This is a genomic window from Bacillus luti (genome assembly GCF_001884105.1).
GTDB lineage: Bacteria > Bacillota > Bacilli > Bacillales > Bacillaceae_G > Bacillus_A > Bacillus_A luti.
In genome coordinates this window covers 23,054-44,862 of sequence record NZ_MACI01000087.1, presented here as the reverse complement: position 1 = coordinate 44,862, position 21,809 = coordinate 23,054, and the positions used below count along the sequence as shown (strand labels likewise).

General features: G+C 34.1%; 26 protein-coding genes and 1 riboswitch. Of the genes, 17 read left to right on the top strand and 9 right to left on the bottom strand.

Going from position 1 to position 21,809, the window contains the following annotated elements; all coding sequences use genetic code 11:
- The 7 genes from BAQ48_RS21590 to alo form a co-directional block, all read left to right on the top strand.
- Positions 1 to 601: LPXTG cell wall anchor domain-containing protein (locus BAQ48_RS21590; protein ID WP_131800854.1), on the top strand; the 601-nt coding region annotated here is incomplete at its 5' end.
- A 565-nt stretch (positions 602 to 1,166) separates the two neighbouring features.
- Positions 1,167 to 1,844, top strand: coding sequence for a response regulator transcription factor (locus tag BAQ48_RS21585; protein ID WP_071712774.1), 678 nt, complete (start codon positions 1,167 to 1,169; stop codon positions 1,842 to 1,844).
- Positions 1,845 to 2,244: 400 nt separating this feature from the next.
- Entirely contained in the window at positions 2,245 to 3,258 is a 1,014-nt protein-coding gene (locus BAQ48_RS21580; RefSeq protein WP_071712773.1) for a siderophore ABC transporter substrate-binding protein, read from the top strand.
- A gap of 19 nt (positions 3,259 to 3,277) precedes the next feature.
- Complete coding sequence (locus tag BAQ48_RS21575; RefSeq protein WP_071712772.1) at positions 3,278 to 4,294, top strand: ABC transporter permease; 1,017 nt, start codon at positions 3,278 to 3,280, stop codon at positions 4,292 to 4,294.
- On the top strand, positions 4,291 to 5,355 hold the full coding sequence (locus BAQ48_RS21570; RefSeq protein WP_000631234.1) for an iron chelate uptake ABC transporter family permease subunit: 1,065 nt from the start codon (positions 4,291 to 4,293) through the stop codon (positions 5,353 to 5,355). The genes BAQ48_RS21575 and BAQ48_RS21570 overlap by 4 nt, the downstream gene beginning before the upstream one ends.
- Positions 5,352 to 6,104: an iron ABC transporter ATP-binding protein gene (locus tag BAQ48_RS21565; protein WP_000590056.1), complete on the top strand. Its 753-nt coding sequence runs from the start codon at positions 5,352 to 5,354 to the stop codon at positions 6,102 to 6,104. Before BAQ48_RS21570 ends, BAQ48_RS21565 begins: the two co-directional genes overlap by 4 nt.
- A 447-nt stretch (positions 6,105 to 6,551) precedes the next feature.
- Entirely contained in the window at positions 6,552 to 8,090 is a 1,539-nt protein-coding gene (gene alo / locus BAQ48_RS21555; RefSeq protein ID WP_071712771.1) for an anthrolysin O/cereolysin O family cholesterol-dependent cytolysin Alo, read from the top strand.
- Positions 8,091 to 8,122: 32 nt separating this feature from the next.
- Here alo and BAQ48_RS21550 read toward each other — a convergent pair whose 3' ends face one another.
- The 3 genes from BAQ48_RS21550 to BAQ48_RS21540 all read right to left on the bottom strand — a co-directional run bounded on the left by BAQ48_RS21550 (position 8,123) and on the right by BAQ48_RS21540 (position 10,618).
- Positions 8,123 to 9,403, bottom strand: coding sequence for a purine/pyrimidine permease (locus BAQ48_RS21550; RefSeq protein ID WP_071712770.1), 1,281 nt, complete (start codon positions 9,401 to 9,403; stop codon positions 8,123 to 8,125).
- A 128-nt stretch (positions 9,404 to 9,531) separates the two neighbouring features.
- Entirely contained in the window at positions 9,532 to 9,981 is a 450-nt protein-coding gene (cynS, locus tag BAQ48_RS21545; protein WP_071712775.1) for a cyanase, read from the bottom strand.
- 55 nt (positions 9,982 to 10,036) lie between these two features.
- Positions 10,037 to 10,618, bottom strand: a complete 582-nt coding sequence (locus tag BAQ48_RS21540; protein ID WP_071712769.1) for a beta-class carbonic anhydrase — start codon at positions 10,616 to 10,618, stop codon at positions 10,037 to 10,039.
- Between the two features lie 167 nt (positions 10,619 to 10,785).
- Here BAQ48_RS21540 and BAQ48_RS21535 point away from each other — a divergent pair, with 167 nt between their 5' ends.
- A complete protein-coding gene (locus tag BAQ48_RS21535) occupies positions 10,786 to 11,217 on the top strand; it encodes an Lrp/AsnC family transcriptional regulator (RefSeq protein WP_025709812.1) in 432 nt (143 codons plus the stop codon).
- A gap of 263 nt (positions 11,218 to 11,480) precedes the next feature.
- Here the strand turns inward: BAQ48_RS21535 and BAQ48_RS21530 are convergent, their stop codons facing one another.
- Positions 11,481 to 12,446 carry a DUF4822 domain-containing protein gene (locus tag BAQ48_RS21530; RefSeq protein ID WP_071712768.1) on the bottom strand — a complete coding sequence of 322 codons (966 nt, stop codon included), beginning with the start codon at positions 12,444 to 12,446 and terminating at the stop codon, positions 11,481 to 11,483.
- Positions 12,447 to 12,831: 385 nt separating this feature from the next.
- Between BAQ48_RS21530 and BAQ48_RS21525 the strand changes: the two genes are divergently transcribed.
- Positions 12,832 to 13,260 (top strand): Lrp/AsnC family transcriptional regulator, encoded by a 429-nt coding sequence (locus BAQ48_RS21525; protein ID WP_225990650.1) that lies wholly within the window; start codon positions 12,832 to 12,834, stop codon positions 13,258 to 13,260.
- Positions 13,261 to 13,300: 40 nt separating this feature from the next.
- On the opposite strand, the gene BAQ48_RS21520 is transcribed toward BAQ48_RS21525, so the two are convergent.
- The 3 genes from BAQ48_RS21520 to BAQ48_RS21510 all read right to left on the bottom strand — a co-directional run bounded on the left by BAQ48_RS21520 (position 13,301) and on the right by BAQ48_RS21510 (position 15,115).
- Positions 13,301 to 13,858 (bottom strand): cysteine hydrolase family protein, encoded by a 558-nt coding sequence (locus BAQ48_RS21520; protein ID WP_071712766.1) that lies wholly within the window; start codon positions 13,856 to 13,858, stop codon positions 13,301 to 13,303.
- 270 nt (positions 13,859 to 14,128) lie between these two features.
- A complete protein-coding gene (locus BAQ48_RS21515; RefSeq protein WP_071712765.1) occupies positions 14,129 to 14,368 on the bottom strand; it encodes a DUF896 domain-containing protein in 240 nt (79 codons plus the stop codon).
- A 99-nt stretch (positions 14,369 to 14,467) separates the two neighbouring features.
- Positions 14,468 to 15,115 (bottom strand): nitroreductase family protein, encoded by a 648-nt coding sequence (locus BAQ48_RS21510; RefSeq protein WP_071712764.1) that lies wholly within the window; start codon positions 15,113 to 15,115, stop codon positions 14,468 to 14,470.
- A 164-nt stretch (positions 15,116 to 15,279) separates the two neighbouring features.
- Here BAQ48_RS21510 and BAQ48_RS21505 point away from each other — a divergent pair, with 164 nt between their 5' ends.
- The 6 genes from BAQ48_RS21505 (at position 15,280) to BAQ48_RS21480 (ending at position 17,760) form a co-directional block, all read left to right on the top strand.
- Entirely contained in the window at positions 15,280 to 15,636 is a 357-nt protein-coding gene (locus BAQ48_RS21505; RefSeq protein ID WP_044738056.1) for a winged helix-turn-helix transcriptional regulator, read from the top strand.
- Positions 15,637 to 15,707: 71 nt separating this feature from the next.
- Entirely contained in the window at positions 15,708 to 16,112 is a 405-nt protein-coding gene (gene psiE, locus BAQ48_RS21500) for a phosphate-starvation-inducible protein PsiE (RefSeq protein ID WP_000834704.1), read from the top strand.
- Between the two features lie 142 nt (positions 16,113 to 16,254).
- Entirely contained in the window at positions 16,255 to 16,776 is a 522-nt protein-coding gene (gene speG / locus BAQ48_RS21495) for a spermidine N1-acetyltransferase (protein WP_071712763.1), read from the top strand.
- Positions 16,777 to 16,920: 144 nt separating this feature from the next.
- Positions 16,921 to 17,127, top strand: coding sequence for a DUF3955 domain-containing protein (locus tag BAQ48_RS21490; protein ID WP_000761055.1), 207 nt, complete (start codon positions 16,921 to 16,923; stop codon positions 17,125 to 17,127).
- An 82-nt stretch (positions 17,128 to 17,209) separates the two neighbouring features.
- A complete protein-coding gene (locus BAQ48_RS21485) occupies positions 17,210 to 17,536 on the top strand; it encodes a DUF2975 domain-containing protein (RefSeq protein WP_084064984.1) in 327 nt (108 codons plus the stop codon).
- 11 nt (positions 17,537 to 17,547) lie between these two features.
- Entirely contained in the window at positions 17,548 to 17,760 is a 213-nt protein-coding gene (locus BAQ48_RS21480) for a helix-turn-helix domain-containing protein (RefSeq protein ID WP_071712762.1), read from the top strand.
- A 265-nt stretch (positions 17,761 to 18,025) separates the two neighbouring features.
- Here the strand turns inward: BAQ48_RS21480 and crcB (BAQ48_RS21475) are convergent, their stop codons facing one another.
- Positions 18,026 to 18,382, bottom strand: a complete 357-nt coding sequence (gene crcB / locus BAQ48_RS21475) for a fluoride efflux transporter CrcB (protein ID WP_071712761.1) — start codon at positions 18,380 to 18,382, stop codon at positions 18,026 to 18,028.
- Positions 18,379 to 18,783: a fluoride efflux transporter CrcB gene (crcB, locus tag BAQ48_RS21470; RefSeq protein WP_071712760.1), complete on the bottom strand. Its 405-nt coding sequence runs from the start codon at positions 18,781 to 18,783 to the stop codon at positions 18,379 to 18,381. The genes crcB (BAQ48_RS21475) and crcB (BAQ48_RS21470) overlap by 4 nt, the downstream gene beginning before the upstream one ends.
- Before the next feature lie 53 nt (positions 18,784 to 18,836).
- Positions 18,837 to 18,896, bottom strand: a riboswitch (Fluoride riboswitch).
- A 199-nt stretch (positions 18,897 to 19,095) separates the two neighbouring features.
- Between crcB (BAQ48_RS21470) and BAQ48_RS21465 the strand changes: the two genes are divergently transcribed.
- Both BAQ48_RS21465 and BAQ48_RS21460 read left to right on the top strand, forming a co-directional pair.
- Positions 19,096 to 20,154 carry an endonuclease/exonuclease/phosphatase family protein gene (locus BAQ48_RS21465; protein ID WP_071712759.1) on the top strand — a complete coding sequence of 353 codons (1,059 nt, stop codon included), beginning with the start codon at positions 19,096 to 19,098 and terminating at the stop codon, positions 20,152 to 20,154.
- 27 nt (positions 20,155 to 20,181) lie between these two features.
- Positions 20,182 to 21,684 (top strand): DUF4077 domain-containing protein, encoded by a 1,503-nt coding sequence (locus tag BAQ48_RS21460; protein WP_071712758.1) that lies wholly within the window; start codon positions 20,182 to 20,184, stop codon positions 21,682 to 21,684.
- The last annotated feature ends 125 nt before the right edge of the window (positions 21,685 to 21,809 follow it).

The following is a 21,809-nucleotide window of genomic DNA, read 5'->3' as shown; positions in this document are numbered from 1 at the left end:
TGAAAAACCAGAGGTAAAAGAAGAGGAAAATCATTTAGAGACTCCGAAAGAAGAAAAGCCGAAAGTGGAAGGTGAAGGTAAGGAAGAAACACTAGAAGAAAATTGGGAAACAACAGAAGAATTAGAAGAACAACCAAAACCTGAAAAGCCAGAGATAAAAGAAGAGGAAAATCATTTAGAGACTCCGAAAGAAGAAAAGCCGAAAGTGGAAGGCGAAGGTAAGGAAGAAACGCTAGAAGAAAATTGGGAAACAACAGAAGAATTAGAAGAACAACCAAAACCTGAAAAGCCAGAGATAAAAGAAGAGGAAAATCATTTAGAGACTCCGAAAGAAGAAAAACCGAAGGTGGAAGGCGAAGGTAAGGAAGAAACAACAGAAAAGTTAGAAGGCCCACCGAAACCTGAAAAACCTCAGGTAAAAGAAGAGGTAAAACCTTCAGAGAACCCAACAGAAGAAAGATATACACCCGAGAAGTCAGAAGGTGCTGAAAAACAGTTACCACAGACTGGTGGTCATACAGCGTATGAACTATTTTTAGGTGGCATTTTGATTGTACTTGGATTACTGATGTTAGTGATGAATAAAAGAAGATACAATTAAAAAAATTAGTTATTAAAACAGACTGTTATAGGAACATAACAGTCTGTTTTTGTGTTTGGGAGTAATTCTTGATGTATAGAGGGACTAATTGGTATTGTTCATGGTATAGGGGTAGCGCCATATGCCCATCAAGCTGAAATTTTAAATTGCTGTTTTGTGGTTTTATAAAATGTTTAATTTGATGGGGATGGGGTGGTACCCCTGAAACAGAAAATGAAGAAATAATTATTGAGATGATAAGCAGGTAGATACTATAGCTACCCCTTAATGATTAAATAATATTTATCTAGCTATTTGCCGGGCAGTAAAACTCCCACCTCAAAATTCGGCTGAAGCCCTGCTGCTCGTAAACGACCGGTTGGTGAATGATTATCAACGTTTCACTTTATTCAAATCTTCATATATTTTGTGTTTTCACCCATATCTATTGTAAGATTATATAGAGTTCTCCTAATAAGCTGTTATAATGGATTATTTAGGGATTTTAAGTTTATAAATCTTAAATTATTTTTTCGGGATAATTTTTTATCTAACTAAGTTATATTGAAGTAGAGGTGAACCATCGGTGAAGCAGGTGTTGGTAATTAAGAATGAAAGGTCTTTAGCGAAGAAAATCGTAAGCGGTCTAACGCAAGAAGGCTATTTCATTTTAAAACTTCACAATGAAAACCAAGGTTTAAATATAATATATGAACAAAATTGGGATATTATCATACTAGATTGGGATTCGTTAAGTATATCTGGACCAGAAATTTGTAAACAAATACGACTTGTTAAAACGACACCGATCATTATTGTGACCGACAATATTTCTAGCAAGGATTGTATAGCAGGGTTACAAGCAGGAGCAGATGATTATATAAGAAAACCATTTGTGAAAGAAGAATTAGTAGCAAGGGTTCAAGCTATTTTAAGGAGAAGTGACTGTATCAAGCAACACGAAACAAACTTTTTTCAGTTTAAAGATCTCTTTGTTGATGCATCTAGCCATATTGTGAAAAAAGATGGTAAAAATCTCTCGCTTACTAAGCGCGAGTATGATTTACTTATATTTTTAATTAAGAATAAAAATACAATATTGAGCCGTGAAATGCTTTTGAATCAGGTTTGGGGACATAACGTAGTAGTAAATCCAAATGTAGTAGACTTATATATTGGGTATGTAAGAAAAAAGTTAAAGTGTGAGAAGAAAGACAGATATATTCAAACGATACATGGCAGGGGCTATTCAATGATTGAATGATAAACATAAGATACTTGGTAAAGTACAGTTTGTCATAATAGAACAAAACGAGGAAAACTGTTCATCCAGTTTTCCTCGTTTTTTCTGTTAAATCTAATAATCAAATAGTTTCTGAGAAATATTAGCTATTAATGAGCGTGTTTTGAAGGAGAAACCATAGTTTATAAGGTGCCCATCTATTGGTTAGCGCGCATTAGTTGAGGTCGTATCCCAATTATGCTTAATTCTATTAACTCACACCATTCACAAGATTTTCACAGAATTAATGATTATACTAATTAACAGGGTATTCAAATGAAAATGATTATCAATATTGATTTAGGTGAGTAGCAGTTACTATCTAATTCAATCTATGAACTTCATCATTTTCGAAATAAATTACATAATAAGGAGTATACGTATGAAAAAAACTATGCTTTTAAAATTAGTGAGCATTCTAGCAATTTTCACTTTAATGTTAGTAGCTTGCTCAGATTCAGGTAAAGAAACTTCGAAAGCTACTAAAGGTAATAGTAGTGATAAGCCAAAAACGGTTGAAATCACTGATGCACATGGAAAGGTTACTGTTCCTGTAAATCCAAAAAATGTAGTTGCTTTGGATAATAGAACTTTTGAAACTTTAGCTGATTGGGGAATTAAATTAGCGGCTGCTCCAAAGGATATCATGCCTGCTGATTCAGCATATAAAAAGGATGAAAAAGTTCAAAATATTGGGAATCACCGTGAACCAAATCTTGAAATTATTGCAGCTGCAAACCCTGACCTTGTAATCGTTGGTCAAAGATTTGCTGATCATTACGAAGAAATCAAAAAATTAGTGCCAAATGCAGCTGTTATTGATCTTAATTTTGATGTTTCTGAGAAATCTACTACGCCTGGAAAAAATTTAGTAGATGGACTTAAAAATTCTACAACTACTCTAGGAAAAATCTTTGATAAAGATAAAGAAGCTAAACAATTAGTAGCTGATTTTGATAAATCTATTGAAAAAGCAAAATCTGCTTATAACGGAAAAGATAAAGTTATGAGTGTTATCGTTACTGGTGGGAATATTGGTTTTGCTGCTCCACATTCTGGTCGTGTTTGGGGACCAATGTATGAAATTTTCGGTTGGACTCCAGCATTAGAAGTGTCTAATTCTACTGCAGGTCATAAAGGTGATGACGTTTCTGTTGAAGCTATTGCACAAACAAATCCTGATTGGCTTTTCGTATTAGATCGTGATGCTGCAACATCTGATGCAGCTAAGTCAACACCTGCTAAGGATGTTATTTCTAAATCACCAGCTCTTCAAAATACAACTGCTGTTTCTAAAAAACAAGTTGTTTATGCACCAGAAGATACTTACACAAATGAATCAATTCAAACTTACATAGAGTTATTTGGAAATCTTGCAAAAACTTTAGCTAAGTAGTGTAAAGGGGTACGAAATAGTGTCAAAAAATATGATTTCTAGGGTTGAGAATATTTCTCAACCCCAGTTTTATAATCACAATAAAATATGGACAAAACCTTTTATAATAGCGGTTATAGTTGTTATAATTTTAGGGATTATATCACTGTTTACTGGAGTTTATGATATACGTGGACAAGAGGACGGAATGGAGATGTTTTTCATCACTCGTGTTCCGAGAACAGTTGCATTAATGCTTACTGGAGCTGCAATGGCGATGGCAGGACTCGTAATGCAACTCATTACACAAAATCGCTTTGTTGAACCTACTACAACGGGGACGATTGAATGGTCAGGCTTAGGCCTGCTTTTTGTGTATTTATTATTTCCTGCCCCGACTTTAGTTCAAAGAATGACTGGTGCAATCATTTTTTCTTTTATAGGAACTATGATTTTCTTTTTATTTTTAAGAAGAGTTAAGCTTCGTTCGTCTTTAATTGTCCCGATTATTGGATTGATGCTTGGAGCAGTTATTTCTGCAGTGTCTACTTTTTTGGGACTCCTTTTCCAAATGACGCAAAGTATTGAAACTTGGTTTGTAGGTTCATTTGCTAACATTCAGGTGGGAAGATATGAATATTTATGGCTGATTGTTATCATTACTTTGCTTATTTTTATGTATGCTAATAGATTGACTTTAGCTGGACTAGGAGAAGATGTCGCAACAAGCCTTGGCGTTAATTACAATAGAATTGTTCTTTTTGGGACTGGCCTTATCTCTGTTGCAGTTGGAATTGTTGCAGCTGTTATTGGACACTTACCTTTCTTGGGATTAATTGTGCCAAATATTGTTTCCATGTTTAGAGGTGATGATCTTAGAAGTAATTTACCTTGGGTGTGTGTGATCGGAATGGGAACAATAACTGCCTGTGACATCATTTCTCGAACAATTATAAAGCCTTTTGAAGTACCTGTTTCTTTAATACTTGCAACAGTGGGAGCAGTCGTGTTTATTACTATTCTATTGAGACAAAGAAAACCAAGGAGGCTGCGATGATCACATTAGAATATAAAAATAAAGAAAATGTCGAAATCGATTCTAGCCTTCATAATGAAAGTAGATCAGCTAGCGCTTTTCGTTCTAAGAAGGAAGCAAGACGTTATTGGATTTTACTGATCACATTGATTGCTTTAGGTCTCCTTTCTTCATATGGACTTTTAGTTTATAACAACCCAGTTCCGATAGATTCACCTTCTTTTATCCCAGTTGTTAAGAGAAGGATAGTAGCTATTGTTGCAATGATTATTGCTGCAGTTTGCCATAGCTTATCGACAGTTGCTTTCCAATCTATTACGAATAATAAAATTATTACTCCTTCACTTTTAGGTTTCGAATCACTGTATTCAGCAATTCAAACGAGTACAATATTCTTCTTTGGTGCTAGTGCATTAATAAACTTTAATGGAATTGGATCATTTTTATTTCAAGTTGTTGTGATGGTCTTCATGAGTTTGATACTTTATGGATGGTTACTTTCCGGTAAATACGGGAATTTACAACTTATGCTTTTAGTTGGAATTATTATTGGTACCGGGCTAAATTCTGTGTCAACTTTCATGAGAAAACTACTTGCGCCTTCAGAATTTGATATTTTACAAGCGAGATTATTTGGTTCTGTTAATCATGCAGACCCTGCATATTTTCCTATTGTAATTCCTATGATCATAATTGTAGCAGTATTAATTTTTGCTCATTCTAAGAAGTTGAATGTTTTGTCATTAGGAAAGGATGTTGCTACTTCTTTTGGGGTTAAATATCAACCTAGTGTAATTTATACGCTTGTGTTAGTAGCTATTTTGATGTCTATCTCAACAGCTCTAATTGGACCACTTACGTTCTACGGCTTTTTAGTAGCAACTTTGAGTTATCAGGCGGCGTCAACTTATGATCATAGATATATTTTCCCAATGGCTTTTGCAATAGGCTTTTTGATAATGACGAGTGCATACTTTTTAATGTATCATGTATTCCATGCTCAAGGTGTAGTTTCCGTTATTATTGAATTATTTGGTGGAATCATATTCTTAACTATAGTTTTAAGGAAGAGGGCTTTATGATAAAAATTGATAATGTTAAAAAGTTCTATACTGATAAGGTAAAAATAGGACCTTTGGATATTGAAATACCAAAAGCGGGCTTTACTTCTTTAATTGGACCAAATGGTGCTGGAAAGTCTACGACACTATTGATGATTGGAAGACTTTTAGATATGGATGAAGGTCAAATTCAGGTAGCGAATATGGATGTTTCTGAATCCAAATCAAAAGACTTAGCAAAAATTTTGACTATATTGCGACAAGAAAATCATTTTGTAACTAGGCTTACTGTTAGACAATTAGTTGGATTTGGACGCTTTCCTTATTCAAAGGGAAGATTGACTAAAGAGGATGAGGTTATTATTTCTAAATATATCGATTTTCTAGATTTAACTAGTTTAGAGAATAGATATTTAGATGAGCTTTCTGGTGGTCAAAGACAAAGGGCATATGTAGCGATGGTATTGTGCCAAGAGACTGAATATGTACTTTTAGACGAGCCTCTGAACAACCTTGATGTTGCTCGTTCTGTTCAAATGATGGAGCATTTGAGACGTGCGGCTAATGAATTTGGAAGAACAATTTTGACTGTTATGCATGACATAAATTTTGCTGCTAAATACTCTGACAAAATTTGTGCTATGAAAGATGGACAAATTGCTGCTTTTGGAACAGTAGAAGAAGTTATGGACCCAACACTTTTGACAGATATTTTTGAAACAAAAATAGAGATTATTAATGGTCCTTATGGGCCGATCGCTGTTTATTAGTTATAAAATGAGAAAATACTATAGCTTGCGTAGATTATGCAAGCCACTCTAGTTGAAGTTGCTGTCTGTATTTTACAGGCAGCAGCTTTTTTTATGTGATTACTCATAAAATGCAAAAGAATGCTTCACCTTTTCAAGTATCTACCAAGCGAAAAAATATCTCTGTATAACTTTTTAAAAGAATTCAGCTTGTTTTTTTATATGTAATATTGCATATCAGAGTGTATTGATAAAAGTGTAAGGGGTCACTATAATGAGGGCATAAAGATAAATCACATTTTCGTAGCAATAAAAAGGAGGAAATAATATGGAAATCGCAATGGCAGTTTTAAAATTTGTAGGTGGCGTAATCCCGTTAATTCAAGAACTTTTAAAAGTATTTATGTAAGTTTATTAGTTAGCTATCATTTATTAATCATTATCATATTTTACTAAAAAAAGAACGGGGTGATTTTTCTGAATATTAAGAAAAACACTAAAAGAAGAAAGTTCCTTGCATGTTTATTAGTTAGTCTATGCACTATTAATTATTCATCTATTTCCTTCGCAGAAACACAAGCAAGTAATATAACTGATGTAACCAAAAATGCTAGTGGCATTGATACTGGTATAGCAAATCTTAAATATAATAATCAAGAGGTTTTAGCTGTAAATGGTGATAAAGTAGAGAGTTTTGTTCCGAAAGAAAGTATCAATTCAAATGGTAAATTTGTAGTAGTGGAACGCGAGAAAAAATCACTTACAACGTCACCAGTCGATATTTCAATTATTGATTCTGTAGTGAATCGCACGTATCCAGGAGCTGTACAACTTGCAAATAAAGCTTTTGCAGACAATCAACCAAGTTTATTAGTGGCTAAGAGAAAGCCTTTGAATATTAGTATAGACTTACCGGGCATGAGAAAAGAAAATACAATCACTGTCCAAAATCCGACATATGGTAATGTAGCTGGAGCAGTAGACGATTTAGTATCTACTTGGAATGAAAAGTATTCTACAACACATACGTTACCTGCAAGAATGCAGTATACAGAATCTATGGTTTATAGTAAATCACAAATCGCAAGTGCTCTTAATGTTAACGCTAAATATCTTGATAACAGTCTAAACATTGATTTTAATGCTGTTGCAAATGGAGAGAAAAAAGCGATGGTTGCCGCATATAAGCAAATATTTTATACGGTAAGTGCTGAGCTACCTAACAATCCATCCGACCTTTTTGATAATAGTGTTACTTTTGGTGAGTTAACTCGAAAAGGCGTAAGTAATTCGGCTCCACCTGTTATGGTTTCAAATGTAGCTTATGGTAGAACGATTTATGTAAAATTAGAAACAACATCTAAGAGCAAAGATGTACAAGCTGCTTTTAAAGCCTTACTCAAGGATAACAGCGTTGAAACAAGTGGACAGTATAAAGATATTTTTGAAGAAAGTACCTTTACTGCTGTAGTATTAGGTGGAGATGCGAAAGAGCATAACAAGGTTGTTACTAAAGATTTCAATGAAATCCGAAATATCATTAAAGATAATGCCGAATTAAGTCTTAAAAATCCAGCATACCCAATTTCATATACAAGTACTTTCTTAAAAGATAATGCAACTGCTGCTGTTCATAACAATACAGATTATATTGAGACGACAACTACAGAATATTCAAGTGCTAAAATGACACTGGATCATTACGGTGCTTACGTTGCTCAATTTGATGTATCTTGGGATGAATTCACATTTGACCAAAAGGGTAACGAAGTACTAACACATAAAACATGGGATGGTAGCGGAAAAGACAAAACGGCTCATTACTCTACAGTTATCCCTCTTCCACCGAACTCAAAAAATATAAAAATCGTAGCAAGAGAATGTACAGGTCTTGCATGGGAATGGTGGAGAACAATTATTAATGAACAAAACGTTCCATTAACAAATGAAATAAAAGTTTCAATTGGAGGAACAACATTATACCCAACAGCTAGTATTAGTCATTAAGTATAAAAAGCGCCCTATAAGTAGGGCGCTTTTTACTCTTTCCAAAATTGTTCTAATAGAATGACAAGCATGGTACCCACAAGTAAGCCATTACTTAAAACATATTGTAAGAAAGAAGGAATTCCGCTAAATGCACTTTCTGGAAGAAACATTATTCCTAAACTGATTAATAATGAAATTCCTAATATAGTTAATCGGCGTTGATTTACTTCTTCGCGTAAAATGGATTGAAATGAAATGCCTATTATTTGGACAAGTGTTGCTAAAAGTGCAGCATTAGCAATAGGTCCTGGTAGCAAGGATATAAAGTTTACAATTGAGGGAATAAAAGAAATTCCTGCTAATATAAGACTTGCTATAAGGAACGACTTCACTTTTCTTTGTCCTGTTAGTTGGATAAATCCTGCTGATGCAGGTAATGGTACAATTCCAATTGTAGAGAACAACGACGAGATAATATGTGATATACCTCCGACCCATACACCACGGTTCAGTGTTTGTTTTTCATTTTCTTTAGATAATGGAGCCACTTGTTTTACAGCCGAAATAGCAGCGATTGTATTTGCAACTAAAAGAAATGTAAATAAAGTTGCAGTTAGAGTCATTCCAATATCGAATCTAGGTGTGCCCCAAGCAAATATCTCTGGTAACTTAACTAGCGTTGTGTGCGAAGGCATATGAGATGATTTTCCTAATACTGCATAAAAAAGCCAACCGCATGAAATTCCAAGTAATACAGCGTAACTTTTCATCCATCCTTTCCCTTTAATTGATAAGAAAGTAATAAGGGCAAAAACAAAGAGAGCAATAGTAGCTGTTGTATAGTCAGGATGAGTTGCAGATCCTTGTAATTCCATCATTCCTTTTAGTAACACACCACTAAGCTGAAGTGCTAAGATTAAAAGGAAAGTTCCTGTAACTAAAGGGGTAAATAAACGTAAGATTCGATGAACAAGCCCTGTTATACCAAGAGCGAAGAGTAATATACCTGAAATAATTAATCCACCTTCTAAAAGTCGCAACACGTCTTTTGCACTTTGTCCCTGATGCATAGCGACTTGTCCCAATATGACAAATATACTTACCCATGAACCGGCTGGCCCATCCGCAATGGGATAGCGATGCCCAAACCATGATTGTATAAATGAACTTACTCCTACAACTAAAAAAGTTCGCTGCATTAATGTTGAGACATCTTCTATTGGTAAATGGAATATGCCACCAATAATTATAGGTAATGCAATTGCATTTGCTAATAGAAACACAAACCATTGTAGAATATTAAAGCTCGTATCAAAGTATTTTTTATTCATATTATTCTCCTTTGCCGAAAAAAGAATCTCATAGTAAAAATCCATCCTTTCTACACAGTTAGATTAAAAAGGATGGATTTTGTAAATCTATAAAATCAATTTAATTATATAAATAGATTTTTAATTAATTACCATGCACGGAATGGTAAGAATTTACCGTTAAGTGTGATCACGATACGAGGATCGCCACCTTTTGGATCAACTTGTGTATTCACACCCAAGTTGAAGTTAATTGCACTCATTACACCTTCGCCGGCTTTTTCTAAGATTAATTCTCTAATAGTTGGTGCATATTGTAACATCATTTCATATAAACGATATGCAATCGGGTCCGTAGGAGGCATTTCCATTACTTGGCCACGAAGTGGAACTACTGTTAATGCTTGAACTACTTCTTCATCTAATTCTAATAGTTTACCGATTTTTTCTGCTTCTGGACGTGTCATTGTAGCTTGTCCTAATAACGCTGTTACAACCCAAGTCTCAGAGTTTTCACTTACTTTTGCAATTTCTTCCCAAGTTAACCCTTTTTTAATTTTTGCCGCTAGAATTTTTTGCGTAGCTTCTTGTCTATTCATATCTAATACTTGTTTTTTCATATCTCATAACTTCCTTTCATGTACGTGATAATTATTATTTTGTTTCACTATTTAACGCTTTATAGCCATCAACCACTACATCTAATTTACCTGTGTGAGGATCAATAACTAAGCCATGTACAGGAACATCTTTTGGGATAAGTGGATGATTTCTTACTAAATCAACATTAGCTTGCGTTGAGTCGCAAACATCATCAAATCCGAATAACCATTTTTCAAGGTCAATACCAGCATATTCAATCGCTGATAAAATTTCTGGTGAAACTACTCCGCGATCTAATATTTTTTGAAGTGTTCCTTTTGGATTCGTTTGGCTCGCGCCACATCTATGGTGTCCAATAAGGAAAATCTCATCTGCATTTAAATCGTATACTGATGCTACAACACTTTGCATAACACTATCAAAAGCAGAAGGAATTTTACCACCTGCATTTCTGATAACTTTTGCATCACCATCGTGTATATCTAAAGCTTTTGGAAGTAGCTCAATTAAACGAGCATCCATGCAAGAAACAACAACCATACGTTTTTTAGGCATCTTTGTCGCTTCACGATGAGCGTATTCCTTATTTTCTACAAAGTGTTCATTGAACGATAGAATTTCTTGTAATAACATATTTGTAACCTCCTTTAAATCTAGATGTATTTTTTTGTTGTGTCCTCTGTGTTATAAGTAAATATAGCTGATAAATAATGTGATGTAAGAGGATAAACTAAGTATAGTGAATTGTATCGATAAGCAGAATAAGTTTGCGAAACACTTTCGGGCTTTCTACTTTCACGGTGAAAGGATTGGTTTATATCATTGATCAAACAGATTTTGAGATACTGAAATTATTAGGAGAAAACTCAAGAATACAATGGAAAGAGCTTGGCCAAAAAATACATATGACGGGGCAAGCTGTAGGAAATCGAATTCGAAGATTAGAGGATTTAGGGATTATTGAACAGTATACAATTGCAATAAACCGAATCAAATTAGGGCAAGTAGTGACTGCATTTGTTACTTTGTTCGTAACAACAGCCAATCACCAAGAGTTTATGAATTTCTTTCAAGGAGAAGAAGGGGTTTCTGAAGTACACCGTATAAGTGGTGAGGGGTGTTATTTATTAAAAACACATTTTGCTTCCAATGAAGACTTAGATAACTTTCTAGGACGACTATTAAAATACGGGAATTATCGTGTTAACTTATCAATAGGAAAGTTGAAATAAGGTTTCTTTTCCTTGGAGGGGATGGTAACATCATTTGCTAAACCATATTTGTATAGAGATAATGAAGTCTTTTAATTTTTATCTTAAATAGTCAGAGCCTTACTACAATTTATGTGTAGTAAGGCTTTTTAAAGTTTTTATATTCAACAATCAAGCTGAAGTGTTGAGGGTGGATATGAGACGATTTTTTTCAAGAGAATCATAAATGATTTTGCCTTAAGAAAGATCCTGCAACTCAGTACAGGATCTTTAATCAAACGTTTTTAAAAGCTAAATTGTGGTTTCATATCCCCTTTGTAAGGTTCATGTTCAACGAATATAGTTATATCCTTACCAGCTTGGTCTTTACCAGTTCTTTTATACGTAAATTTCTTATTATTTAGTTCAGTAAGTTCAAGAGCCGCACCATATTTATTATTTCCAATCGAAACATGAGCTCTTATTTTATTTTCGTGTGCAACATCGAAGTAGCCATAATCACCGCGGCTTTGACCTGTTTCGCTATTGAAGAATTCATATTTATTAGATTTGTCATCAAATTTTGCTAGACTTATAAAATTCGAATTAAACTGTGTTACATCATTACCAGCTTCATCTAATACTTTTGTTCCGTGCCAAAGGGTTCCACCTAAAATTTTATCCCCATCAACGTTTTTAACGATATCGCCTGTAGTCGTGTTCAGCTGCTTGTCCGGATCAGTGAAAGAAAGTTCTTTTTCTTTATATGGAACATGTTCAACAAAAACTTCTACATCTTTACCGTTAGCGTCTTTCCCCATTCGTTTATAAGTAAATACATTTTTATTTAGCTTTGTCATATCAACAACAGCTTGATACTTCATTGATTCGGAAATTAATATTCTCTTCTTCCCATCATTTGTGACAAAGAAAGTTCCTTTATCACCACGACTTGCACCTGTTTTAGCATCAAAAAATTCATATCTTCCAGACTTTGAATCATATTTTGCAAGACCAATGAAGTTTGCATTTTCTTTTGTTACGTCATTTTTATCTTTGTCTAACACCCGTGTGCCTTGCCAATTTGTGTCGCTAAGCATGTTAGCCATTTTTTGGCCTTTCGTTAACTTATTCTCCTTTTTTGTTTCTTTAGCAGTTTGTTCTTGTTTCGGTTTACTATGATTTTCTTCGGCTTTAGTACCAACACACCCTGTTAGTGCGAGTGTGAATCCGAGCAATATAGATGAGAGTGCTTTCGTTTTTTTGTTCATGTTTTATCGTCTCCTTATTTTATGATTTAAAGTAGTATGGTTTGCGATTATAGTAGCAGTGCGTCATATATGAATAGACTCAAATTGAATAGATGAACTTAGTTGCTACGTTTCTTATGTTAATACCCGACTATAAACTGACTCTAAATAAAACATTAAAAAAAGATAAACTAATTCCTAAAAAATGTTCATATTTATAAAAAAATCGCTAGCTTGCTGTAGTGCCTACAAGTAATCAAAAAATACATTGTAAAGAAGAAGGAAAGCCGCTAACAATAATGTAATTGCTAATAGAGCTAATCGATTGTAGTGCAAAACTTTTGAGAAAAACTGTAGGGGAAATGAAGATTTTATATAATTCGTTTCGTATAGGAAGGGGATGTCCATGTTTGATTCAACAGATTTTAAGATTATACGATTACTACAAGAAAACGCTAGAATGAACTGGAAGGAAATTGGAGAGATAGTACATTTGACTGGCCAGGCTGTTGGGAAACGAATTAATAAATTAGAAGAGGCAGGTGTCATTCAAAAATATACGATAAATATTGACAGGGCTAAGCTGGAAGGATCTATTATGACCTTTGTTACACTATTTTTGCATGCACCGCACTATCATAATCAAATTCAAAACTTTTTTGAAAAAACGGACGTAATTACTGAAATGTATCGTATAAGCGGCGATGGGTGCTATGTCATGACTCTTCACACATCTTCGCATCAGCAATTAGAAGAGACTCTTGCAGATGTTTTACATTATGGTGATTATCGTATAAATACTGTCATTAAGACAATGGAAAAAAAGAAAGAATAAGATATTTATCCTTTCTTTTTTCATATGGAACTGTAATTCTTTATTTGCTTTTGTTTATAAAACAGTTTGCTGACATGACTGTTGCATAAATATCACCAAACTCTAATGCACTCATGAACGATTGATGAGCGTGTACTGCTGGGATTAGATTTCCTTGAAATTCTAAATCTTTTGTTGTACAAGCATCTTCAATTACAATACATTGAAATCCTAAGTCACTGGCAGCACGTACTGTTGCATCAATACATACATGAGTCATCATACCGCAAATGACTAGTTGGTCTATTTTTTCTGTCTTTAATGTTTCTAATAAATTTGTTCTTAAAAAACTGTTAGGGTGATGTTTTTGCAGGACTCTTTCGTTAACAATCGGTTGTACATCATCATGAATTTGAACACCTACTGTATCAGGTAAGAAGAAAGTAGCTCCTTCATTGTTCGCAATATGTTGTACGTGAATAACTGTTTTATGATTTTCACGAAATACTTTCAAGACTTCTTTCGCTTTTTGTGCGGCTTTTTCAGGTTGATGTAATTCCATATTGCCGCCTTCAAAGTAATCATTTTGTATGTCTACTAATAGTAACGCTTCTTTCATCGTTATTCCCCCATACTTAGTGATTCAGTACGTTATTTGTACTGTACCGTTATTATATAAATTGTAGCTATGCGGAAGTAATAACGTTATGAAACGATTTTAACGTATATAGTTTCGGTGTGAAAAAGCTATAAGATACAAAGCAAAGACGAGGATAATTTGTTTGTGGGATTTTTTATTTAGAAATAAAAAGTGGATGTTAACTTAATGATTCATCTAATCGCATGTTTACTTAGATGAATCATTAAGTAACAAAAAATCTTGGTGTTTTCATGCGTTGTTATCAGTTTTTAGTGATAGTTTTTGTTGTTCTTTTAATTTTTCAGGCGTCACGTCATTTCCTAAAGGATCTAATATTTTTAATCCTGTAACAGTGGTGTTGATTTGACCACGAATAATTTGAAGGTACTCCTCGCGTAATGCTTTACGCTCATGTAATTCTGTTTTTGTTAAACCTTTTTCTTTTTGTTTGTTAGCTAGTTCATTAATTCGATTTAAAACTTCAAGCATTGTTTCCTCATCCTTTCTTTTGTGCAAGTAGTCGATCATCATAGTTTAACAAATAGATTTCATCGTACTGTTATTCCAAAAGTACGATGAAATCGGTGATTAAAACTCGCCATTCCAAGAAGTTACTTCATCTACAGTTAATCGGACTGATGGGAATCCTGGCTCTTTTGCTTTGCCTAATGCAATCATTAAAACGTCAGTTAAGTTTTCTGGAACGTTAAATGCTTTGCGGAATTCTTCAACGTTATAGCCAAGCATTGGAACTGTATCATATCCTCTTGCTTTTGCAGCAAGCATCAATTGCATAGATAACAAACCACCATCAAGCATTTGCCACTCTCTTTTTCCTTGGTCACTTACAGGTGCATAAAACTCACGAATGCTGTTGTTCAGTCTATTTTTAATTTCTTCTGTCATGAATCTAGCAGCTACTGCACGCTCATTCACTTTATTCACATGTTCGAATTCATGGGCATTATTTTCACTTAAAATTACGATCATAGCGGATGCTGCTAACACTTGTGGTTGATTTAAAGCTATTGGATGAAGCTTTTCTTTTAAATCTTGATCTGTAATTACCATGAAACGCCATGGGTTTAAGTTTGAACTACTTGGTGCTAACATTGCTTCTTCTAAAAGCTCTTTAATTTCTTCGTCAGAGATTGTAACTGAAGGATCATAGGAGCGAACGGAACGACGCTCACGAATCACATCATAAAAATTTGCAGTACGATTTTCTTTTTTCATTTTAAAATACCTCCACTAAGTTGATGTTCTGTTATAAGTTGCTTACATGCATCATTATGGTATAGTACAGGTACTATGAAAAGTACGCACTTTTCCGTGATATAGACACCATCTCGTGACATAGGTACGAGAAAGTGCCTATCAAAATACAGAAGGAGTTCGGTATGAAAAAAGAGTATAACAATAGAATTGAAGTCGTTTTAGATGTGATTGGAGGTAAGTGGAAATCACACATTTTATATCATTTAACAAGCGGACCGACAAGAAACGGTGAGTTAAAACGATTGGTAACTGGTATTACACAAAAAATGCTTACGGAGCAATTGAAAGAGCTCGAAAAGGATGGGCTCGTATCTAGAAAAGTATACAATCAAGTGCCGCCGAAAGTGGAATATTCCCTTACAGAACAGGGACAATCATTAAAACAAGGTTTGAAAGTACTTTGTGATTGGGGCAGCGATTATATTAAGCATAAATATCCGAATGGCGAAGTGATAGTGAAAGAGGACGATCATATTTGATTTAACACTTCTGTAAGTATAATTTTGCTATAATAAATACGTACTTATACGAAGGGGAGTTTAATGAGAAAATGAAATCATTCAATATTGATCATTTTATCGCGAGTGTTTTACAGTGGATATTAAATATAGCGTTAATCATATTATCCATTGTCTTATCTATCTTTTTAATTAATGAAACGATTACTTTTATTCAATACATATTTTCAGCGAAGAAGTATACGTCATATAAATTAGTTGAAAGTATCATCGTCTATTTCTTATACTTCGAGTTCATTGCATTAATTATTAAGTATTTTAAATCGAACTATCATTTCCCGTTACGTTATTTTATTTATATCGGAATTACGGCGTTAATTCGATTAATTATTGTATCTCATGAGGAACCGATGGAGACGTTATTATACGCAGGAGCAATTCTTGTTTTAGTTATTGCTTTATACATATCGAATATGAGAGATTTGAGAAAAGAGTAGTAGTGCAGGCATAAGTTTGCACTACTTTTTTATGTCTTGACCTTCAAGCTACTTGAAAGTTTACAATGTAACTAGGGCGTTTGAAATTGAAAAAAATTGAGAAATTAAGTGAAGAGGTTTCTTTTACTTGGAGGTTATAGAAATGAGTCATGAATTAAAATTACGTCCTTTAGAACGAGAGGATTTAAAGTTCGTACACGAACTGAATAATAACGCACATATTATGTCATATTGGTTTGAAGAGCCGTATGAGGCCTTTGTAGAATTGCAGGACTTGTACGATAAACATATACACGATCAAAGTGAACGCCGATTTATCGTTGAGAAAGATAATGAAATGGTTGGATTGGTCGAGTTAGTAGAAATCGATTATATTCACCGAAGAACGGAATTCCAAATTATTATTGATCCGAGTTATCAAGGTCACGGATATGCAGCTGATGCAACGCGTTTAGCGATGGATTACGCTTTTTCTGTATTAAATATGCATAAAATATATTTAGTTGTCGATAAAGAGAATGAAAAAGCTGTGCATGTTTATAACAAGGTTGGATTTATAGTAGAAGGCGAGCTACAAGATGAATTCTTCGTAGATGGTACGTATCATAATGCAATAAGAATGTGCATGTTTCAGAAGCAATATTTAGAAAAAAAGCGTTTATAAAGTATTAACTTTATAAACGCTTTTTTATTTGGAATGATATTTATTTATTGTAAAACGATAAATATTAATTGACTTATAATATGTATTTCGTTATTATGATGGTAGTTAGCGAAGAAGAATTTTACGTATAGAGGAGAATGTATTATGAAAAAATATGTATTATCCATTATGTTAATCGTGCTTGGAGTTATTTGCTTATCGATACATAGTTCGAATAGTACGGTAGCGGAGAATGGTATGCTAATGGAGCCTTACTTTTTCTTAGTACCAGTAAGTTATTTGCTATTCTTTATGGCGATAGCGGCAGGTTCATTTACATTTATTCAATCAAAATTAAAAGAGAATAAGTAAATCATATATAAGCGGCAAGTGATTATCTTTGCCGTTTTTTGTACGTTTATTTGGGAGGTTAATTTTGGTTAGGTAAAGAGAGTTGTCAATTTGGTTAAAGACTTATCATTATTTTATTGCCTTATTTTTAGGGTGGAAAATATGTTCAGATATTGCTGTAGATGAAGCATTTACTTCACAAAATGCGAAGAGATTAAAGAGAATTAGCATTTCATCGATGATGGAAGGTATTTTATATATTGGAGCATTATTGTATATTTTTATAGTAGGGGATTATCGTGCAAGTATTTTAGTGATTCTATTACTTATTTTATTTTTCTCAGTTGTTATATCCCTTTTCACTTCTTTACTTTCTCATTTAGTTAGGAAAGCGAGTGACATAAAAGAAGATAACGACTTAACGATTTGAGGTGCTCTGTTATGGCGATTATAGTAAATCTTGATGTAATGTTAGCGAAGCGGAAAATGAGTGTGACAGAGCTATCTGGAAGATTAGGAATTACGATGGCGAATGTTTCTATTTTGAAAAATGGGAAAGCGAAAGCAATTAAGTTTTCAACTTTAGAGAAGATATGTGAAGTGTTAGAGTGTCAGCCTGGCGATATTTTAGAATATCAAAAGGATGAGTTCTAGTACAGTTACGTATGAGAACAACAAACATATGGTATAGGTGAAGTGTAATTACGCGTAAAAAGTGATCGGAATAATGCTTGTTTTCCGATAGAGATATAGATTCAGCAACTGGAGTACAAGAGACAATTCAATCGATCTATTATGCAGTACATACTATATTGCGGTGTTGTTCCGTAAGTTGTTCATCCAGCGGCTCTAATTTCAATTCCGCATTGAGAGACATATTTTTTATGAAAGAAAGCGACTGATATAACAGTCGCTCTTTTTATATTCCGCCAAGTTTCATTCCAAGGAAAGCGAGGAGGATACCAATTGTATATGTACTACTCACATATACAAGGAACATACCAATCTTTTTGCGATCCAGCAGTTGGACAAATTCTAATTTCAATGTTGAAAATGTAGTGAAAGCCCCCATAAAACCAGTACCTAGTAGAAGCTGCCAACCTGTGGTTATTCCCGTTCCAATTATATATCCGAGTAAAAAGGCTCCCGTTATATTTACAAGAAATGTAGCGATTGGAAAGGAAGTTGTATTTCTTTCTTTAAACCAATTGCTAATGGCAAATCGTGTAATAGCACCGAAGAAACCTCCAGTTGCCACTAATAAAGCCTCCATCATGAGAAATCACCCTCCGTAAGGCGCTTCTTAATTAAGAAATCACCTAGTGTATAGCCAAGGCCAGACATAATGAGACCACCAAGTATGCTACATGATACGTATAAGAAAGCTGTGCTCCATTCAGAATGATTGATTAATTGCACGGTTTCTACACTGAACGTTGAAAACGTCGTAAAGGAACCAATGAATCCAGTCCCGATGCCTGTAACAGCCTCAGAAGGTAAGATGTTTAGCCGAGCGATATAAGTAGTTAGCCAGGCTAATAAGAAGCAGCCAGCTAAGTTAATAAGTAATGTAGCTAACGGAAATGAATGATGCCAAAATGTATGAATAGAAAGCCCTACATAATAACGGGAAAGAGCTCCTAATACACCCGCTATGCCAACGATAATATAAATCAATTTTCTCACCTCTTTCATAGTTTGTTCAAAAAAATAGACTCCTACCAGCAAGCATACTGGTAGGAGTCATTAGCTAACTAGCGGTTACGGCGAACTCCATCGCCTATGATTATTACATATAGTGTACTAAATCTTGGTGTTAAATTCCAATGGAAATTTCGAGGTGATTATAAATTATATAAATTGTTGAAAACCTAAATATAATGATTCATGGTTTTAAGTATGATAAAATATTTCTTACGTTTGTCATTTTGTTATAATTAACTGAAAATAAAGAAAAGTATTTGTGTTTCTAGAAAAGGGGTCGTTTGTTTGAAGAAGGTTTTAAAAGTAATACTTGTATTGATTTTAGTAGGAGCAGCCATTTTAGGTGGATTTTTAGGATATATGACACTTACAAAAGAACAGCCGGCTGATGTTATAAGTTTAAAGGTGGAAAATAATAAAGAACGCGTATTAGAGCAAGGAAATGAATTTAAAGTTACAACATTCAATATTGGTTATGCCGGATTAGATAAGGATCAAGACTTCTTTATGGATGGCGGAAAAGGTTCTGGTTCAAGTAGTAAAGAACAGACTGAAGTGAACTTAAAGAAGATGCTTTCTTTCTTACAAAATGAGAATAGTGATTTTACGTTATTACAAGAAGTTGATATAAAATCACTTCGATCATTCGATGTAAATGGACATGAATTTTTGAAAGAAGGACTACCTGATTATGCTTCGTCATTTGGAAAGAACTATGATACAAAATGGGTCCCTGTCCCAATTACAAGTCCAATGGGATATGCAGAGGCTGGATTAAGTACGTTTTCTAAATATAAAGTTCAAACAGCGGAGAGGTTCCAATTACCAGGGATGGAGCCTTGGCCAAAGCGTTTATTTGACTTGGACCGAGCGATTGTTGAATATAAAATCCCGGTTAATAATGGAAAGTTTGTTAGGCTCGTAAATTTACATTTGTCTGCTTATGATGAGGGCGGGAAAATTAGAAAACAGCAAGTAGAGTATTTAAAAGAATATATGAACAAGCATTATCAAAATGGTGATTACGTAATAATGGGTGGAGATTGGAATCAATTACTTTCCGACGTTCAATTAAGCGATCCGAAGTTTGTGAAAGAGCGTCCGGAATGGTTAGTAGAATTGCCGAAAGATTTTACTGACGGGGGATTTAAATGGGCTGTAGATCCATCTGTTATGACTGTGAGAGATGATGTGAAGAAATATGTAGCAGGTGAAAACTTTGTTACGATTATTGATGGCTTTATCGTTTCACCGAATGTTGAGATTGTAAATGTACAAGGGAAAGATTTGAAGTTTGAAAATAGTGACCATAACCCAGTAAGTGCGGTATTTAAGTTGAAGTAATTAAGTGCAGAAGGTGGGACTTTATATATGGAGTGGTTAAAGAAAACTTGTTTTTCTAACCTTGAGAAAGAATCACAGAAAAATCATTTATTGCTGTTTATTACGCTCTGTAGTTTCTTTCTTGGAATAATCGCGATTGGGTATTACGGATATATTTTTACAGAGAGAGCAATAGCATTTTGGGTTTGTGGCATTTCTGTTGTTGTATTTGGAACGCTGCTTACTTTTATAGCAAGCATGGAAGCGATGTATAAATATATCATGACATTTATGTTGCTTATTATGTCTTTCATTATGGTACAAGCTTTTAATGAAAGCCCGGCTGTATTTCAAATGGTTTACTTTACATTAGCAGTTTCACTTATTTATTTAAGTGAACGTCTCGTTATCATTCTTGGCGGAGTGGCGGTTGTTATTACATTTATTCTTTGTAGTTATTGGCCGGAGCAATTTTTTGCTTATACAGCGGCATCTGAAGCTGCAAACTTCGCAAGCTTGTTAGCGATTGTAACAATCGCCATGTGGGGTGTAACGAAGATTGGCTCTAATCTGCTAGCTCGTTTAAGTGATGAGAAGCAAGAAGTAATGAGGAAAGCTCAGGAGCTAGAAGAGACTCAAAGACTTATTGAGGAAACGGTTGTAAAGTTAGATAGTAATTTCAATCATTTAAGACAAAATATGAATACATCAATGGAGTCGATGAGTGAAATTAATTTCGCTTTTGAAGAGGTAGCAGTTGGCACTCAATCACAATCAGAGATGATGCATCGTTCAGTAGAAGTATTGAATGATATGGAGGGGAATATTGAACAAATCATTTCTCAAGTAAGAAATGCATCGATTCGTTTTGATGAAAGCTTAGAAATTTCAAAGGGTAGTGTACATACTTTACGAAATTTTGAAGCGAATATGAGAAGTTTAAATGATGTTGTTTCACAATCAGGAATTATATTTAGAGACTTAATGATGCAATCGAAACAAATTAATGAAATTGTAGATGTAATAACGAATATTTCAAGTCAGACGAGTTTGCTAGCTTTAAATGCAAATATTGAAGCTGCAAGAGCAGGCGAGCATGGAAAAGGATTTGCTATTGTAGCGAATGAAGTATTAAAGCTTGCTGAGGAATCGAATCGTTCTGCAGGAAGAATTCAAGGGATTTTGAAGGAGTTTAGTAATCAAGCAAGTAAGGTAGAAGTGCAGGTAGAGAAATCAGAAAGAGTACAAGAAGAATGTAATGAAATGTTAGCAAGCGTTTTAACAAACGTAACGGATTTAGGAAAGTTTATTGATGCAATTAATGATGTAATGAGAGAGATTGTCGGTCATCAAGAAAGTTTCCAAGTTAAAACGACGAATATCGTAAAGGATGTTACACATGCTTCTCATGTAATTCAGCAAACTTCTGCGGCTACAGAAGAAGTGTTAGCAAGTGTGGAAGAAGAAAAACATCGAAATGATATATCAGTGAAGACATTACATACTGTTAGCGAGCAAGTGAAGTTATTAGAAGATATTTTAGAAAAGTAATATCTCTTGAAAAGGGCGCACTATGTGTGCTCTTTTTTCATTTAAATGAATACTTGATAGTAATTTAATTGCTTTTCTCCGCGTTTTCTGCCAAGCTTAAGGTGATAAAATACTTCAAAGAAAGA